Raw genomic sequence first — 16,121 nt, 5'->3', positions numbered from 1 at the left:
AAACACGTCTTCAAGGAGCGTCGGCGAGCTTAACATTGGCCCATGTCAAGCACATGAAGCCGACGGGTTGCCGAGGAGTCCGACACCCGATGCTCGCATTGTTGGCAAAACGTCTGACGAACTGCCTGATATTGCTTCTCGTTTCAACGTTTCTCTGCTATTTGATTTCCTCCGCGGCACTCGATCCGCGGTCCTACTTCGAGGACCGGACGCCCCGGCCGCCGGCCGCCGTGGTCGATGCGCGGCTCGCGGACATCGGGCTCGACAGCGGTACTCCGGTGACGGAGCGGTTCGGCCACTGGGCGTGGCGGGCGCTGCACGGGGATCTCGGCCGCACCCTCGACGGCACGGCGGTGGACGCCGAGTTCGGCCGGCGGGTGGGGGTCACCGCGCGGCTGCTGATCATCGGGACGGTCGTGGGCACGGTGCTGGGGGTGCTGGCCGGGGTGTGGGCGGCGGTACGGCGGGGCCGGCTGCCCGACCGGGCGCTGACGCTGTTCTCCTTCGGGGTGCTGTCGGTGCCGCCGTTCGTGCTGGGGCTGCTGCTGCAGGCGGGTGCGCTCACGGTCAATGACGCGGCGGGCCGCACGGTGATCCGGTACACCGGGGAGCGGACGCCCGGTCTGGAGGGCGGCGCGATGACCCAACTCGGAGATGCGGCGGTGCACTTGGCGCTGCCCACCCTCTCTGTCGCGTTGGGTGCGATCGCCGCGTACAGCCGCTATCAGCGGGGTGCCACGCTGGACGTCCTCGCCTCGGACCATCTGCGCACCGCCCGGGCCAAGGGGCTCACCCCCGGGCGCGCGCTGCTCCGGCACGGCCTGCGGACCTCGCTGATCCCCCTGACGGCGTTCTTCTCCTTCGGATTCCTGACACTGTTCACGGGCGCCGTGTTCACGGAGAAGATCTACGGCTGGCACGGCATGGGCAGTTGGTTCATCGAGTCCGCTCAGCGGGGCGATGTGAACGCGGCCATGGCGGTCGAGGTGTTCAGCGCCGCGCTCGTCCTGCTGGCCGGCCTGGTCGCCGATCTGCTGCACAGCGCGCTCGATCCACGGGTGCGGTACGCGTGAGGTCCGCCCGGGGGGCGGCGGTACGGCGGCGGCTGGTCCGTTCACCGGGCGCGGTGGCGGGCGGGGCGCTGCTGCTCGGTCTGTTCCTGTTCGCCTTCGCCGGGCCGCATCTGTCCGGCTGGGGTTACGCCGACATCGACTACTCGGCACTGCACCGGCCGCCGGACGCCCGGCACTGGCTCGGCACCAACCGGATCGGCCAGGACGTCTACGCGCAGTGCGCCCGGGGGCTGCAGAAGTCGCTGCTCATCGGGGCGTTGGCGGCGGGCTTCTCGACGGGGCTCGCCGCGGTCGTGGGGGTGTGCGCGGGGTACTTCGGGGGCTGGGCGGACCGGGCGCTGATGCTTCTCGTGGATCTGATGCTGGTGGTGCCGGCGTTCCTGGTCCTGGTGGTGGTGGCGCCGCGGCTGCGGGCTTTCGGCTGGCTCGCGTACGTCGGGTTGATCGCCGCGTTCGGCTGGATGGTCACGGCGCGGGCGGTGCGGGCCATGACCCGCTCTCTGAAGGAGCGTCAGTTCGTGCTGGTGGCCCGGCACATGGGGGTCGGTCCGGTCGTGGTCATCCGGCGGCACATCCTCCCCCACATGGCGTCCTTCCTCGTCACGGACGCGACGGTGGCGGTGGCCGGGGCCGTCATCAGCGAGACCGGACTGTCGTACTTCGGCTTCGGGGTGCAGCCGCCCGACGTGTCCCTCGGCACGCTGATCGCCGATGCCGCGGATGTGCCGACGACGTATCCCTGGATGTTCTGCTTCCCGGCGGGGCTGCTGGTGCTGCTCGTGCTGGCGTTCCACCTCATCGGGGATGCGTTGCGGGCAGCGCTGGATCCCGAGGCGGAGGCGTTGGTGGTGGGCGGGGCAGCGGGGAGCCGGGTGTGACGGGCGAGGTGGTGCTCGACGTGCGCGGGCTGCGTGTCGGGTGTACGGCGGGCCGCCGGTCGGCCGGGGTGCCGCTGGTGCACGGCGTCGATCTCCGGTTGCGCCGGGGGGAGGTCCTCGGACTGGTCGGCGAGTCGGGGGCGGGCAAGAGCCTCACCGCGCTGGCGCTGCTCGGTCTGTGCCCGCCCGGGGTGGAGGTGAGCGGTTCGGTGCGGCTGCTCGGGCGGGAGCTGGTCGGGCTGCCCGCGCGCGAACTCGCCCGGGTGCGGGGGCGGCACATCGCCATGGTGTTCCAGGACGCGCTGAGCGCGTTCACCCCAGTGCAGCGGGTGGGGGACCAGATCGGTGAGGTGCTGCGCATCCATCAACGCCCGCGCCCGGGGCGGGAGTCGGCGCTGCGGGCCGCGACCGACCTCCTGGACGCGCTCGGGGTGCCGGAGCCGGATCGGGCCGCCCGCTCCTACCCGCACCAGCTGTCGGGCGGGATGCGGCAGCGGGCCATGATCGCCATGGCGATGGCGGGCCGCCCCGAGGTGATCGTGGCCGACGAACCCACCAGTGCCCTGGACGTCACCGTGCGGGCCCAGGTGCTCGAGGCGCTGACGACGGCGCGGCGGGCCACCGGCGCGGCCCTGCTGCTGGTCAGCCACGACCTGGGAGTGGTGGCGGGGGCGGCGGACCGGGTCGCCGTGATGTACGCCGGGCGGATCGTCGAGAGCGCGGGCGTCGACGCGCTCTTCGCGCGGCCCCGGATGCCGTACACCAAGGGGCTGATCGGAGCCGTTCCCCGCGTCGACGGGGAGACACCGCCCACCCCCGTGCCGGGCGAACCGCCGGCCGCGGGCAGCAGCGGGCCCGGCTGCGCCTTCGCCCCACGGTGCCCGCTCGCCGAGCGGAAGTGCCGGGAGCAGTTGCCCGAACTCAAGGGTCATGAGAGGCATGAGGCCGCCTGCCATCGGGGCGACGAGGCCGCGAAGCGCAGCTGCGTCGAGTTGTTTCCGCCGTCCGTGTACCGGAGGCCGCTCCCGGGAGGGCCCGAGGCGGAGCCGGTTCTGAGGATCACGGGGCTCGCCAAGTCCTATCCCGCGCCCGGCGCCTTCGGGCCAGGGAACATGTGGCGCCTGCGGCGGGGGCGAGGGACGGCGGCCGAACACGTCGTGCGCGCCGTGGAGTCGGTCGATCTGGAGGTGCGCCGGGGGGAGACCCTCGGGCTCGTGGGCGAGTCCGGAGCCGGGAAGTCCACCACGCTGCTCGAAGTGGTCTCCCTGGCGGTCCCGCAGAGCGGGACGATCGAGATCCTCGGGCAGGACACCTCGTCCTTGTCGCGCGAGGCGGCCCGGCGGCTGCGGAGTGCGGTGCAGCTCGTGCCCCAGGACCCGATGTCGAGCCTGGATCCGCGGATGCCGGTGGGTGACATCGTCGCCGAGCCGCTGCGGGTGCAGCGGATGCCGGCCGAGCGGGTGGCCGCGCGGGTGGCGGAGGTGCTGCGGCTCGTCGGGCTCGGCCCGGAGGACCTGTCCGCCTGCCCGCACCGGTTCTCCGGCGGCCAGCGGCAGCGGATCGCCCTTGCCCGGGCCCTGGCCGCCCGGCCAGGACTGCTGCTGCTGGACGAGCCCCTGTCGGCGCTCGACGTGTCCGTGGGGGCGGGGATCCTCGATCTGCTGCTCAGGCTGAGGGAGGATCCCGGCCCGTCTTGTCTGTTCGTCTCGCACGACCTGGCCGTGGTGCGACAGCTGGCCGACCGGGTCGCGGTCATGCATGCCGGTCGCGTCGTCGAGACCGGCGAGGTCCAGGAGGTGTTCGAGTGGCCTGCCCACCCGTACACCAGGGCGCTGCTCGACGCGGTGCCGGTGCCTGATCCCGCGCTGCAGCGGACACGTACGACCGTTGTCCTACGGGGCGATCCGTCGACGGTCGGCGCGTACGCGACGGGATGCCGGTTCCGGACACGCTGCCCCGTGTTCGCTTCACTTCGACGGGAGGAACAGCGCAGGTGTGAACGGGAAATCCCGGCGACCCTGAAGACGGCTGTGGGGGGTGGCCGTTCAGTCGCCTGTCATTTTCCGCTCACGGATCCTCGGGGCGTATCCGGGTAGGGCTCCCTTTACGGCGGTCGGCCGAGGTGCGCCGGCCGGTTCAGCAGCAGCCGCCGCCCCCCGGACCGTTTGCCTTCGCGGGCACGACCGTGTGCACGGACGCCCCTCCTTCTGCGAGGAAGGTCCCGCCGCCGACCAGTCCGGCGACGAACAGCACAGCCACAAGTATTGCGGCGAGTTTGTGAATCACTCCTTTTCTCCATTCCCCCTAGAGGTTTTTTATTTACAATTCGAGTCAATCGAACATTACATCGACAGTCAAGTGCGCCTCGGTAAAATGGAGAATGTATTTCTATTGCTGGAATCGGAATTTCCGTGTCCTGTTCGAGCACACGACAACCACAAGCGGAGCAGGGTGTTTTCGGCCGCTCCAGGCCACAGCCGGGTCAAGCCCATTGGCGTGGCCCAGTCATGCTGGTATTGTGATCTATGACATCTCAAGTCATGTGCTCACCTCTGGGAAGCCAAATGGATCAAACGGAAAGCGCATCTCCGGTCGAGTTGGGCAGGCGCATCCGGACCCTCCGGGTCAAACTCGGGCTGAAGCAGCAGGATCTGGCCTCCTCGGATATCTCGGCGAGCTACATCTCGCTCATCGAATCAGGTAAAAGGGCTCCCTCGGATGCGGTGCTCTCCGCTCTCGCCGGGAAACTGGGGTGCTCGCCGGATCATCTGCGCACCGGGCGCGACGACCACGCTCTGGAGGACACCAGGCTGAAGCTCTCTTTCGCCGAAATGGCACTGCGGAACGGCGACAACGGCGAGGCCCTCCAGGCCTTCGGTGAACTCCTCGCCAAACCCGCCCTGCTGGACCCGCACATGCGGCTGCGCGCCCGCATCGGCCAGGCGACCTCGCTGGAGAAGCTCGACCGGATCGAGGCCGCCATCCCCGTCCTTGAGGAGCTCGGCAGGGACCCGTCCCTGGCGGCCGGCTCCGACGAGTGGTGCCGTGTACAGGTCGCCCTCAGCCGCTGCTACCGCAACATGGGCGACATCACCCTCGGCATCGAGATCGGCGAGCGGGCCTTGGCCAGGCTGGACGCGCTCGGTCTGGACGTCACCGTGGACCACATCCAGGTCGGTGCGACGCTCATCGGGTCGTATCTCATGCGCGGTGACATCACCCGCGCCCACCTTCTCGCCCAGAAGCTCGTTCCGGTGGCCGAGGACCACGGCGGACGCGCCGGCCGCGGCGCGGTGTACTGGAACGCCGGTCTCGTCGCCCTCTCCCGGCGGCAGCTCCCCGAGGCGCTCGCCCTGACCGAGCGGGCCCTGGCGATGATGGCCGACGACGACAACCTGCGGCATGTGGCAATGCTCAAGATGACGGTCGCCTGGCTGGAACTGCAGTCCGAGGTGCCCGACCCCACCCGGGCGCTGGAACTGCTTCAGGACGCCGGTCAGACGCTCGCGGAGCTCGGCACCGCCGTGGAACAGGCCAGGTGCGAGATCTGCCTGATCGACGCGAACACCCAGCTCGGCCGGTGGGACGAGGCCGTCTCCCACGCCCGGCGCGCCCTCGGACTGCTCAGTTCGGGCCCGCGCGTGGAGGCGGTCGGGGCGCGCGTCAGGATCGCCGAGATCCATCTGCTGCGCGGGGAGACCGAGGAGGGCCTGCAGGGCCTGCACGCGGCGACCCGCCAGCTCAGGCACTTCGCGGCGTCGTACGAGACCGCGCAGGAATGGCGCCACCTCGGTGACGTGTGGAAGCGCCAGGGCCGCGCGAAGGAGGCCCTGGACGCCTACGACCAGGCGCTGCAGGCCTCCGGGATGCCCACGACCTACGATCCCGCGCAGGCCCTGACCGGACAGCAGCAGCACCAGAGCTGACCGGCCTGCTCGGCGCGTTCCCCCGTGAGTGTCCATCAGCTCACCGCGCCCACAAGCCGGTGCCGGCGCTTCTCGTACCGTGTGCGGCGAGCAGGTCGATGATGGTGCGGGCGAAGAGATGGCAGTGCTCGCCGGTGCGGGCGGTGACGAGGTCGTCGTCGACGACGACGTCCTGGTCGACGTAGCTGCCGCCCATGTTGCGCAGATCGCCCAGCAGGTTGTTGTGGACCACGGCGCGCCGGCCGCGGACCAGTCCCGGCACCGGGGCCGCGAGCCACATGCCGTGGCAGATGACGCCCTTGAGGATGGCGGGGTCGGCGAACGCGCGGCGCAGGAACGTTGCGGCAGGCGGGAGCCGGTCCGGGTCCTCGGTGTAGCGCAGGCGGTCGGCGACCATGCCGGAGGGAACGATGACGGCGCTGAACTCCTTCAGCGCGAACTCGTCGACGTCCTCGAAGGATTCGGTGACCGTGAACGGCATCCGGTGCTCGTGTCCCTGGAAGGTCATCTCCTTCTCGCCCCACAGCCGGGACAGGAAGTGGACCTCGGCGCCCTCCTCGGGGAAGCGGCGCGCGTAGTACAGGATCTCGGGTTCGTAGAAGTCGCTCTCCATCAGTACGGCGATCTTGTGACCCGTCAGTCGCACCGTTACCGTCCCCTCCCCCGTTCGGTGACCAGGTCGATCAGGAACGGGCCGCGGTGCGACAGCGCCTCGTCGACGGCCGCCGCGACCTGGCCCGGTTTCTCCACCCGCAGCGCGGGCACGCCCAGGGACCTCGACAGGGCGACGAAGTCGATGGCCGGCCGGGAGAGGTCGAAGATCCCCGGGTGTTCGTGCTCCGGAATCCCCTGCTCCCTCCAGTACTGGTCGATGTTGAGTTCCAGCAGCCGGTAGCTGCTGTTGTTGCACACGACGAACTTGGCACCGATGTCGTGCCGGGCCGCCGTCCACAGCGCCTGGAAGGTGTACATGCTGCCGCCGTCGCCGCTGAAGCCCACCACCGTGGCGTCGGGGCGGGCGAGCTGGGCGCCCAGAGCGCCGGGGATGCCGACGCCGAGGGAGCCGCCGCGGGTCTGGTGCCAGCGGCCGGGCTCGGCCGCCGGGAGCGGCCCGAAGAGGTCCGGGGAGGCAGTGAGGGACTCGTCGAACAGGACGACGTCGTCCGGGAGCCGGGCCGCCAGCTCCTCGGCGAAGGCGATGTGCGGGAGTTCCGACGCGTCGGCCCGCTCCCGGGCGCCGCGGGCGGCGGCCGCCCGGGCCTCGGCGCGTGCGGCTGCGCCTCGTCGCAGCCTGTCCTGGGCGGCCGTGCGCTGGTCGCCGCTCATCCGGGCCTCGATCGCGTCGGCGAGCAGCGCGAGGGACCGCTTGGGATCGGCCACGAGACCGATGTCGACGGGGAAGTTCTTGGCGATCGCGTCGGTGTCCAGGTCGATGTGGACCACCGGCACACCCTCGCCGAAGACACCCTCCAGGGCCGGGAAGACCTCCGGCAGCGCATAGGTGCCGCACAGCAGCACGGCGTCCGCCGCGCCCGTGACCCGACGGCTGCTCTCGCCGAACATATGGCCCAACTGGCCGGCGTAGGCAGGGTGTTGGACGGACAGGTTGACCTCGGCCCAGTCGGCGCCCCACACCTCCGCGCCCCACACCGAGGCCAGCCGCCCCAACTCCTCCTGGGCTCCGGAGAAGTGGATCCCGTCGCCCGCGATCACGATCGGCTTGCGCGCCCCGGCCAGCAGCTCCGCCGCACGCGCCAGCGACTGCGGCTCTGGTGCGGAGGCGGTGCCGGGGTAGGACACCGGCACTGCCTCCTCGCGCGTGGGCCGGTCCATCACATCGGCGGGCAGCACGACGAGGACCGGCCCGTACGGCGGGGTGCCGGCCACCTTGAACGCGCGGCGCAGCACCCGCAGCGTGGAATCCGGGTCCACGACCCGCGTCGCCCACTTGGTCACCGGCTCGGCCATGGCCACCAGGTCGGCGGCCATCTGCGCCTCCATCGCCTCGTAGCGCAGGCCGGCCTCGCCGACCAGGACGACGAGCGGGGCGTGGCCGCGCTTGGCCTGGTAGAGCATGCCGATGCCGTTGCCGAGGCCCACCCCGGAGTGCAGCTGGACCACGGCCGGGCGGCGGGTGGAGCGGGCGTAGCCGTCCGCCATGCCGACGGCCACGGCCTCCTGCAGGGTCAGCACGTACTCGATGCCGGGAAAGTGGCGCAGCTCGTCCAGGAAGCCCTGCTCGACGGTGCCGGGGTTGCCGAACATGTACGGCACCCCCTCGACGGCGAGCTGTTCGAGGAACGCCGCCCGGGCCGGCCTGCTGTCCATGGTGGTACCGCCTCTCGTCGGGGTCGGTGGCTACGGCTGGGCGGCGGCCCGGAAGCCCCACTGGCGCAGGCCCTGGTCGAGCACCTCGACCGTCTTCTGACCGGTGAGGTAGGAGTCGGGCGTCGAACGCCCGGTGATGAACGGGTAGTCGACGATCACCGAGGTGGTCTTGCCGAAGTTGCCGTGGTAGGCGCCGCCGGGGGCGGTCGCGTCGCGCAGGATGTACTCCAGCGGGTACGGCGGCGGGCCCATGTTGAAGTCGGTGCCGACGAACCCGGTGCCGTCGAGGTAGTCGTACTCGATGCAGTGCCCGGTGACGTGCTTGCCACGGATGATGCTCTCGCGGTCCTCCTGGTCGCGGGCGAACGCCAGGCAGGCCACGCCGTAGCACTCGGCGGCGATCGGGCGGTCCAGGTGGTGGAAGGCGAGGATCAGGTCGTGGACGCGCCAGTTGTTGGCGAGGTCGACGATCGGGCCGCTGCCGCCCACGATGAGGAGGGCGTCGTAGCGGTCGGCGATCTGGTCGCGGACCTTCTCCACGCGGCTGTTGTACGCCTCCCAGTCGCGCAGGAAGTACGGCTTCGAACGGTAGGGCCGGTCGGGCAGCCAGGACGACAGGTCGAGGGGGTTGTCGAGGCGGTCGGAGGCCTCGACGGCCTTGACCTTCGCCGCCATCTCCGGGGTGGTGACGGAGCGGCCGAGCGGCGGGTCGACGTAGTCGGGGTCCATGCTCGGGGGCAGCGCCACGGGCCGCTTGCCGGTCGGGGTGGCGAAGGTGAGGTGGTATCCCGCCTTGTCGAAGGTCTCCAGGGGGCCGATCAGTTCCTCGCCCCAATAGCCGTACTCGGACAGGACGACGAGGATGCGCCTGCTCATGGGGTTCCTCTCGGTCGGCTGGGTCGGCGTTCGCTTCGGACACGTGAACTGCCGAACTCATGTCTAGTTTTCGGGCTTTGGCCACTACCAGAAGGGAGGGCTCCGGGTGACGCACATCCCCAAGTGGCAGACCGCACTACGGCAAATCGGGCCGTGGCCGGGGCTGTTGTCCAGTGCGCAACGAAGGACGCCCCCCGCGCAGGGCGGAGGGCGTCCGGTGTCGGTCCCTCGGGTCAGAGGCGGAACAGCCCCGGGTCGGCGACCACCACGTCCAGGAGGACCGGTCCGTCGGCCGTCAGGGCGCTGCGCAGGGACTCGCGCAGGTGCTCCGGGGTCTCGACGCGTTCGCCGCGCACGCCGAAGCCGCGGGCCAGCTGGGCCATGTCGACGCCGCTGAGGTCCCAGCCCTTCTGCCAGGACTTCTGGTCCTGGAGGTAGTACTTGAGGGACAGATAGCCGGAGTTGTCGGGGATGACGAAGGTGACGGGCAGCCGGTGCTGGGCCGCGGTCCACAGGGCGTGCAGCGTGTACTGCGCCGAGCCCTCGCCGACCACGACCACGGCTCGCTTCTCGGGGTGCGCGAGGGCGTAGCCGACGGCGCCGGCGAAGGGGAAGCCGAGGGCGCCGCTGGCCGTGGCGAAGTAGCCGTTGTCCGCGCCGAGCGGTATCTGCTCGTGGAAGTCGGCGCGGGCGATGGGCAGTTCCTCGAAGAGCTGGGCGTCGTCGGGGAGTTCCTGGGAGAGGACGTGGAAGAGGTACGCCTGGGTGAGCGGCGTCGAGGGTTCGGGGATCGCCACCGGTTCGCGCACCGGGGCGAGTTCGACGCGCTCACGCTGCTCGACCAGCGGCACCAGCCCCTTGACGACCGCGCCGGGCGGGGCCACGAAGCTGGTGTTCGCCAGGGTGGCCGCGGCGGCCTGCGGGTTGTCGGTGACGTGCAGGAAGCTTACGTCCGGGGTGAGTTGGGGCCGTGGGGACCTGTCCAGGTCCGCGGGTGCCGTCGAGAAAAGGTCCCACGCCGTGAAGAGCGTGAACGCGGGGCCGCCGAGGACGACGACCACGTCGTGCTGCTCGGCGAGCCGCTGGTTGACCAGTTCGGGGACGGGCGGCAGGACGCCGGCGAACAGGGGGTGGTTCTCCGGGAAGGCGCCGCGGTTCCACACGGGCGCACCCCACACCCGCGCGTTCAGCTTCTCGGCCAGCGCGATCAGGTCGCCGCGCGCGCCCTGTGCGTCCACCGGGCCGCCGGCCACCAGTCCGGGCCGCTCGGCTCCGTTGAGCGCCTCGGCCAGGCGGGCGAGGGCCGCCGGATCGGGTACGACGGCGCTCTCCACCTCGGCGATCCGCACCGGCTCCGGATCGGCCGGGCGGACCCAGTCGTCCTCGGGGACGGCCACGAACACCGGGCCCTGCGGGGCCTGTTTGGCGATCTGGTAGGCCTGGGCGATCAGCGCGGGCACGTCCTGCGGACGCCCGGGTTCGCCGGCCCACTTGATGTACGGCTTGGGCAGCTGGGTGGCGTCCTTGGCGACCAGGAAGGGGTCCCCGAGGAGCATCTTGCGGGCCTGCTGCCCGCCGAGGATGACCATCGGCGTGTTCGCCGCGGCGGCCGTGTAGACGCTGCCCATGGCGTTGCCGAGGCCGGGCCCGCCGTTGATGAGGACCAGGGCGGGTTCGCCGGTGCCCTGGGCGTAGCCGTCGGCCATGCCGACGACGGCGGCCTCCTGAAGGCCCATGACGAAGCGGAACTCGTCCTCGGGCCAGTACTCGAACAGCTTCATCTCGGTGTGACTGGGGTTGCTGAAGACGGTGGTCAGACCTAATGCGCGCAGGACGTCGAGGGTCGCGTCCCGCACGGTGGGGGCGGTGCTCGCCGCTTCGGTCATGGTGATCAGGCTCCTGAGTCGGTAGGGGTCGGTTCGAGCGCCGCCGCCGCGCTGAAGACGTGGTCGGGGTCGTAGCGTTCCTTGGTCCGCAGCAGCCGGGCGGCGCCCGGGCCGAACGCGGCCGCGGCGCGCCCGCTCTCCTGGGGGCCGAGCAGATTGGGGTAGCCGCCGGGCAGCGCGTGCTCGGCGAACGCGGTGGTCACCTCGCGCGCCCAGCGCCGGTGCGGCGCGGCCCGTTCGGCGCCCTCCCAGGCCGCGGCGATCTCGACGAGCAGATGGTCCCGGCGCAGTGCGAAGGCGGTGTCCGCGGCCGGTACGCGGGCGGCGGCGCCGTGGAAGTGGTGGATGTACATGCCGGAGTACGGCGAGGTCGCCGTGGCCGCCGCGTCGACGATCAACTCGACGGTGGCGTCGGTGAGTTCGGGCAGCCACTGGGTGCCGACCTCGTTGTGCCGGCCGTCGACGACGACCTGGTCGAACATGCCGAGGACGCCCGCGTACTCCTGTGGGCAGACCTGTCCGGCCAGGGGTGTGCCGAGGGCGGTGAAGCGGTCGATGACCGGGCGGCCCCGGGCGATGTCGCCGCACCACACCGGCAGGACGTAGATCAGGGGCTGTCCGTCGGGTCCGCCGAAGAAGCCGGTCATGACGGTCAGTTCGTCCGCCGCCGAGGCGGTGATCTCGCGGTAGCCGCGCAGGACGGAGGCGGCCTGCGCGAGGGGGTAGAGGATCATGCCGGCGAGGACGGTGCTGATGGGGTGCAGGCGTACCCGCAGTTCGGTGACGACGCCGAAGTTGCCGCCTCCGCCGCGCAGCGCCCAGTACAGGTCGGGGTTCTCCTCGGCACTGGCGACGACGGGGCGGCCGTCGGCGAGCACGACCCGGGCGGCGACCAGGTTGTCCAGGGCGAGTCCGCACCGGCCGGCGAGCAGTCCGTAGCCGCCGCCGAGGGTGAGTCCCGCGAAGCCGACCGCCTTGACGGTGCCGGTGACGGGGGCGAGCCCGGGGGTCCGCGTGGCCTCGACGAGGTCGCCGGCCCGGGCGCCGCCCTGTGCCACGGCGGTGCGGGAGGCCCGGTCGACGGTGACCCGGCGCATCGCGGACAGGTCGATCATCAGGCCGTCGTCCGCACTCGCCCGACCCGCCCAGTCGTGGCCGCCGCCGCGGACGGTCAGTGGCAGCCGGTGAGTGCGGGCGATACGGACCGCCCAGGTCACGTCGGTCTCGTCGGCGGGCCGGACGATGACCGCGGGCCGTGCGTCGACCGCGCCGTTCCACAGGCGCCGCGCCGGTTCGTAGGACGGGTCGCCCGGCGCGAGCACGTTCCCCCGCAGGGTGGTGCGCAGTGCGCGTACGGCGGCCGCCGACGCGGGAGTGGTCGTTGAGGGTGCCATGGCTCCCACTTCTCTTCTTGTCGACAGGTGGGCCGGGCCGGCTCCGGATCCCTCACAGTCCTGGAGCCGGCCCGGCCGGGGAGAGAGCCCGAGGAGTCGGCCTCAGCTCTCGATCAGCTCGTAGCGGCCGGGCTGTACGGTCTCCAGGTCGACGGCGGCGAGGAAGGCCTGGGTCTCGGGGGCGGCGAAGAAGGCCGCGATGGTGGCCTCGGCGTCCTCGGGGGAGGCCCAGTGGACGGTCACCAGGTACTCGCCGTCGGCGCCGCGGGCGGTCGAGCGGGCGAGGAAGCCGGCCCGGTTCTCCAGGTACTCCTTCTCCATGGTGCGGTTGAGCTGCTGGAACTCGGCGTCGTCGACGTCGGCACGCAGCTTGAACCGGATGGTCTCCACAGTGGTCATGTGCTCCACCTCTCTTGGGCGAGACGTGCGTCGAGGGGGCGGTTGAAGACGGGGGTGCCGGGCTGCTGCCGGCGTCCTCCCCCGGCGAGGGAGCCCGTCGGCACGGGCGCGAAGCCGAGCTCGTCGAGGAGTTCGGTGACGAGCCGGTTGGCCTCGGGGTCGTCGCCGGCGACGAACAGCGCGGTCCGTTCCTCGCGCGCTGCGCCCGGCCGGGCGAGGTCGAGCAGGTACTTGTAGTTGAGGGTGTTGACCGCCTTGACCAGGCGGGCGCCCGGCAGGTGGGCCGCGATCAGCTCGGACGACGTGGTCCGGTCCGACTCCAGGTCGGGGAACGTGCCGTCCCTGCCGGGTGTGTAGTTGGTGGTGTCCACGACGACCTTCCCGGCGAGCGCGTCGGCCGGCAGGCTCTCGTAGGCGCCGAACGGGATGGCCACCACGACGAGCGGGTCACCGAAGGCGATGGCCTCCTCGACGGCGACCGCCCGGGCCCGTCCGCCGAGTTCCGCGACCAGCCCGGCGAGGGAGCCGGGGCCGCGCCGGTTGGCCACGGCGATCTCGTGTCCGGCGGCGGTGAGCAGCCGGGCGAGGGTGCCGCCGATCTCGCCGCTGCCCAGGATGCCGATCCTCATGTGCGGGTCCTCTCAGGCGCCCGGGCGGTTGTACGCGTACGACTCGTTGGTGTCGGCCTCGTCGGGGACGAACTCGGTGACGACGTCCTTGGCGGCATGGATGTTGACCATGCGGGCCCGGCCGGGGCCGAGGTTGGCGAACTTGTGCGGCATTCCGGCCGGTACGACGCAGATGTCGTCCGGGGTCGCGTCGACGCTCTCGCCGCCGGCCTCCAGCCGTACCGTGCCCTCGACGATCACGAAGATCTCCTCGTAGGGGTGAGTGTGGCGCGGGGGGCCGGCGTCGGTCGCGACGTCGACGATGAACGCCGAGACGCTGAGACCGGGGTGGTCGCTCGCGTTGAGAATGTGTGCCGCGACCTCGCCGTTGATCTGCACGGTGGGCAGGCTGTGCTTCGCGATGATCTGCATGGGTCGGTCCTTCGGGGTCCTCAGGTGGGATCGGCGATCGGGTCGGCGACCGGGGACACCGCCTGGACGGGCTCGTCGGCAGCCGGGCGCAGTCGTGTCGCGGCCCAGGTCGCGGGCAGCGCCACGACCATGACGATCAGGGCGAGTACGAACACCGAGCCGACGCCGTGGGCCTCCACGGCCCAGCCGCCGGCGGCCGCTCCCCCGGCGATGCCCGCGTTGACGGCGGAGGCGCCGAGAGTGGCGGCGAGGTCGCCGCCGGGTCCGGCCAGGGTGATCACCCGCAGCTGGAAGGAGGGCACCAGGCCGAAGCCGACCAGCCCCCACACGGCGAGCGCCACGGCGGTCAGCGCCGGGCTGTCGCCGACGTAGTGCAGGGCGGTGAGGATGAGCGCGAGCGCGACGTTGGCCACCACCAGCGTGGTGGCCGCCCCGCGGTCGGCGAACCGGCCGCCGCCGAACACGCCGACGGCGCTGGCGATGCCGTAGACCAGCAGGAAGGCGCTGACCGCGCCGCCAGAGATGCCGGTGACGTCCTCCAGGTAGGAGGCGAGGTAGGTGAACGCGGCGAACTGGCCGCCGAGCAAAAGCAGTCCGACGCCGAGCTGGGCCAGCACCCGTGGTGCGAAGGCGTGCCGGACCTGTGAGCCGAGCCCTGTCGGCCCGGTGATGCCGACCCTCGGGACGAAGGCGAGGGTGGCGACCAGGGCCAGCGCGCCGAGGGCGACGATGCCGACGAAGGTGGCCTGCCAGCCGATCGCGTTGCCGGCGAGGGTACCGAGCGGCACGCCGATCACGGTGGAGACGGCGATCCCGCCGAACACCATGGCGACGGCCCTGCCCTGCTGCCCGGCCGGGACGAGGTGCGCGGCGAGCGCCGAGGCCACGCCGATGAACAGGCCGTGGATGGCGCCGGTGATGACGCGCGCCACGATCAGCGCGCCGAAACTGGTGGTGAGCGCGGCGAGCAGGTTCCCGACGAGGAACACGGACAGCGCCGACCACAGCAGCAGATGGCGGCCGAGCCGGATGGTCACGGCCGTCAGCAGGGGGCCGCCGACGCAGATGCCGAGGGCGTAGGCGGTGACCAGCAGGCCGGCGGTGCCGACCGAGACGCCGGTGTCCTTGGCGATGAGGTTCAGGATGCCCACGATGACGAGTTCCGCCGTGCCGATGACGAACGCGCCCAGGGCCAGTGTCCCCAGGGCGAGTTGGGTGCGACGCGCCTGGTTGTCGTGCGTGTGCTCAGCGGTGGTCACGTGCTTCGCCTTCCGAACCGATGATCCAGTGCTCCTTGACCGCCATGTGGTGCAGATAGCGGGGCTGTACGAAGGTGATGAGGTCGTCCTTGGCCCTCGCGTACTCCTCGGATGCCGCGGCCTTCTCCAGGTCTTCGAGGCTGTCGAAGGAGAGCAGGTAGGCGGCGTCGAGGAGGGCCTCGCCGATGGCGTAGGCGCCGTCCCGGGTGAAGCACTGGAGGTAGCGGCGCAGGCCCGGCACCTGGAGCATCAGCTCGGCGTGCTCGCCGAGGCTGCGCTCGCGGAACTGCTCCACGGTGGTGCCCTCGGCGCGCTTGACCAGGGCGACGATCTTCACGCCGTCCTCGGGCGCCGGGTGGTCCCCGGCCCGCAGGACGTGTGCGTCGGTGTCGAGGACGACGGTGCGCCAGAAGGCGGCCCACTTGGGCTCGTCGAGCCGGGCGCCCTCCAGGAACTCCGGGGTCTGCAGGGAGGCGAGCTGGTCCTCGTCGTTCTCCAGCCAGATCTCGGCGATGCCGCTCCACAGCGGGTCGTCCGGTTCCGGGCCGAAGGGGATACGGGTGTCGATCAGGTACTTCTTGATCTGCGGGATCTTGCTCGCGTACTGCACCGCATGGACGTCGACCCAGTAGTCCTGGAACTCCTGCTCGGACATTCCGGGTTTGGGATGGGCGAAGATCAGCTGGTGGATCATGGCGGTCTCCAGGGGAGTCGGTCGGTCGGACGGTTCGGTCAGACCTTGTAGGCCTTCTTCACGTCCTCGGCGAAGCCCAGGTAGTCGCGCAACGGCCAGACCTCCTCGAACTCGAGGTACTCGCGCATCGGCAGCCGGCCGAGGGCCGTGCGGTCCAGTTCCTCGGCGCTCGGGGACTCGATGATCCCGATCACGCGCTTCTGCGCGGCGACCTTCCACAGGCCGACGGCGAATCCGGAGTCGAGGGTCTCCTGGGCGTGTTCGGCCTCTTCGCGCTCGATCTCCCAGAGTTCGTCCAGGGAGATCCGGCCCTCGTGGTTCCAGCGCATCTGGACGTAGAACAACATGGGGTTCCTTAGGGGAGTTGG

The 16,121-nt window shown here is 71.2% G+C and carries 15 protein-coding genes; 4 read left to right on the top strand and 11 right to left on the bottom strand.

What is annotated here, in order from left to right; all coding sequences use genetic code 11:
* The first annotated feature begins 89 nt into the window (after nt 1–89).
* From ACFY1U_RS26265 to ACFY1U_RS26250, 4 genes are all read left to right on the top strand, one after another.
* On the top strand, nt 90–1,073 hold the full coding sequence (locus tag ACFY1U_RS26265) for an ABC transporter permease (protein WP_390696592.1): 984 nt from the start codon (nt 90–92) through the stop codon (nt 1,071–1,073).
* Nucleotides 1,070–1,951, top strand: a complete 882-nt coding sequence (locus tag ACFY1U_RS26260; protein ID WP_390696591.1) for an ABC transporter permease — start codon at nt 1,070–1,072, stop codon at nt 1,949–1,951. The genes ACFY1U_RS26265 and ACFY1U_RS26260 overlap by 4 nt, the downstream gene beginning before the upstream one ends.
* Entirely contained in the window at nt 1,948–4,047 is a 2,100-nt protein-coding gene (locus ACFY1U_RS26255; protein ID WP_390696590.1) for a dipeptide ABC transporter ATP-binding protein, read from the top strand. The genes ACFY1U_RS26260 and ACFY1U_RS26255 overlap by 4 nt, the downstream gene beginning before the upstream one ends.
* A gap of 468 nt (nt 4,048–4,515) precedes the next feature.
* Nucleotides 4,516–5,877, top strand: a complete 1,362-nt coding sequence (locus tag ACFY1U_RS26250; protein WP_390696589.1) for a helix-turn-helix domain-containing protein — start codon at nt 4,516–4,518, stop codon at nt 5,875–5,877.
* Nucleotides 5,878–5,917: 40 nt separating this feature from the next.
* On the opposite strand, the gene ACFY1U_RS26245 is transcribed toward ACFY1U_RS26250, so the two are convergent.
* The 11 genes from ACFY1U_RS26245 to ACFY1U_RS26195 form a co-directional block, all read right to left on the bottom strand.
* On the bottom strand, nt 5,918–6,523 hold the full coding sequence (locus ACFY1U_RS26245; protein ID WP_390696588.1) for a DJ-1/PfpI family protein: 606 nt from the start codon (nt 6,521–6,523) through the stop codon (nt 5,918–5,920).
* Nucleotides 6,524–6,525: 2 nt separating this feature from the next.
* Nucleotides 6,526–8,205 carry a thiamine pyrophosphate-binding protein gene (locus ACFY1U_RS26240; RefSeq protein ID WP_390696587.1) on the bottom strand — a complete coding sequence of 560 codons (1,680 nt, stop codon included), beginning with the start codon at nt 8,203–8,205 and terminating at the stop codon, nt 6,526–6,528.
* 30 nt (nt 8,206–8,235) lie between these two features.
* Nucleotides 8,236–9,081, bottom strand: a complete 846-nt coding sequence (locus ACFY1U_RS26235) for a type 1 glutamine amidotransferase domain-containing protein (protein WP_390696586.1) — start codon at nt 9,079–9,081, stop codon at nt 8,236–8,238.
* Nucleotides 9,082–9,314: 233 nt separating this feature from the next.
* Nucleotides 9,315–10,967 (bottom strand): benzoylformate decarboxylase, encoded by a 1,653-nt coding sequence (mdlC, locus tag ACFY1U_RS26230; RefSeq protein ID WP_390696585.1) that lies wholly within the window; start codon nt 10,965–10,967, stop codon nt 9,315–9,317.
* Between the two features lie 5 nt (nt 10,968–10,972).
* Nucleotides 10,973–12,361, bottom strand: coding sequence for an FAD-binding oxidoreductase (locus tag ACFY1U_RS26225; RefSeq protein WP_390696584.1), 1,389 nt, complete (start codon nt 12,359–12,361; stop codon nt 10,973–10,975).
* Between the two features lie 102 nt (nt 12,362–12,463).
* A complete protein-coding gene (locus ACFY1U_RS26220) occupies nt 12,464–12,760 on the bottom strand; it encodes a hypothetical protein (protein ID WP_390696583.1) in 297 nt (98 codons plus the stop codon).
* On the bottom strand, nt 12,757–13,389 hold the full coding sequence (locus ACFY1U_RS26215) for an NADPH-dependent F420 reductase (RefSeq protein ID WP_390696582.1): 633 nt from the start codon (nt 13,387–13,389) through the stop codon (nt 12,757–12,759). The genes ACFY1U_RS26220 and ACFY1U_RS26215 overlap by 4 nt, the downstream gene beginning before the upstream one ends.
* 12 nt (nt 13,390–13,401) lie before the next feature.
* Nucleotides 13,402–13,800 carry a cupin domain-containing protein gene (locus ACFY1U_RS26210; RefSeq protein WP_390696581.1) on the bottom strand — a complete coding sequence of 133 codons (399 nt, stop codon included), beginning with the start codon at nt 13,798–13,800 and terminating at the stop codon, nt 13,402–13,404.
* Nucleotides 13,801–13,820: 20 nt separating this feature from the next.
* Complete coding sequence (locus ACFY1U_RS26205; protein ID WP_390696580.1) at nt 13,821–15,059, bottom strand: MFS transporter; 1,239 nt, start codon at nt 15,057–15,059, stop codon at nt 13,821–13,823.
* The gene (locus ACFY1U_RS26200; RefSeq protein WP_390696579.1) at nt 15,046–15,753 is read right to left on the bottom strand and encodes an EthD domain-containing protein; all 708 of its coding nucleotides are present in this window, start codon (nt 15,751–15,753) and stop codon (nt 15,046–15,048) included. Before ACFY1U_RS26200 ends, ACFY1U_RS26205 begins: the two co-directional genes overlap by 14 nt.
* 38 nt (nt 15,754–15,791) lie before the next feature.
* Nucleotides 15,792–16,100, bottom strand: a complete 309-nt coding sequence (locus ACFY1U_RS26195) for a muconolactone Delta-isomerase (RefSeq protein ID WP_030947702.1) — start codon at nt 16,098–16,100, stop codon at nt 15,792–15,794.
* Nucleotides 16,101–16,121 lie beyond the last annotated feature (21 nt).

It is taken from the genome of Streptomyces sp. NPDC001351 (assembly GCF_042896045.1).
GTDB lineage: Bacteria > Actinomycetota > Actinomycetes > Streptomycetales > Streptomycetaceae > Streptomyces.
The sequence above is the reverse complement of the archived record's forward strand: the minus strand, read 5'-3'. Positions and strand labels throughout refer to the sequence as shown.

Bases quoted from the DNA above. Each gene is read 5' to 3' on its own strand.
- ACFY1U_RS26265 (WP_390696592.1), top strand. From the start codon at position 90: ATGCTCGCATTGTTGGCAAAACGTCTGACGAACTGCCTGATATTGCTT.
- ACFY1U_RS26250 (WP_390696589.1), top strand. From the start codon at position 4,516: ATGGATCAAACGGAAAGCGCATCTCCGGTCGAGTTGGGCAGGCGCATC.
- ACFY1U_RS26240 (WP_390696587.1), bottom strand. From the start codon at position 8,205: ATGGACAGCAGGCCGGCCCGGGCGGCGTTCCTCGAACAGCTCGCCGTC.
- ACFY1U_RS26235 (WP_390696586.1), bottom strand. From the start codon at position 9,081: ATGAGCAGGCGCATCCTCGTCGTCCTGTCCGAGTACGGCTATTGGGGC.
- mdlC (WP_390696585.1), bottom strand. From the start codon at position 10,967: ATGACCGAAGCGGCGAGCACCGCCCCCACCGTGCGGGACGCGACCCTC.
- ACFY1U_RS26225 (WP_390696584.1), bottom strand. From the start codon at position 12,361: ATGGCACCCTCAACGACCACTCCCGCGTCGGCGGCCGCCGTACGCGCA.
- ACFY1U_RS26220 (WP_390696583.1), bottom strand. From the start codon at position 12,760: ATGACCACTGTGGAGACCATCCGGTTCAAGCTGCGTGCCGACGTCGAC.
- ACFY1U_RS26215 (WP_390696582.1), bottom strand. From the start codon at position 13,389: ATGAGGATCGGCATCCTGGGCAGCGGCGAGATCGGCGGCACCCTCGCC.
- ACFY1U_RS26210 (WP_390696581.1), bottom strand. From the start codon at position 13,800: ATGCAGATCATCGCGAAGCACAGCCTGCCCACCGTGCAGATCAACGGC.
- ACFY1U_RS26200 (WP_390696579.1), bottom strand. From the start codon at position 15,753: ATGATCCACCAGCTGATCTTCGCCCATCCCAAACCCGGAATGTCCGAG.
- ACFY1U_RS26195 (WP_030947702.1), bottom strand. From the start codon at position 16,100: ATGTTGTTCTACGTCCAGATGCGCTGGAACCACGAGGGCCGGATCTCC.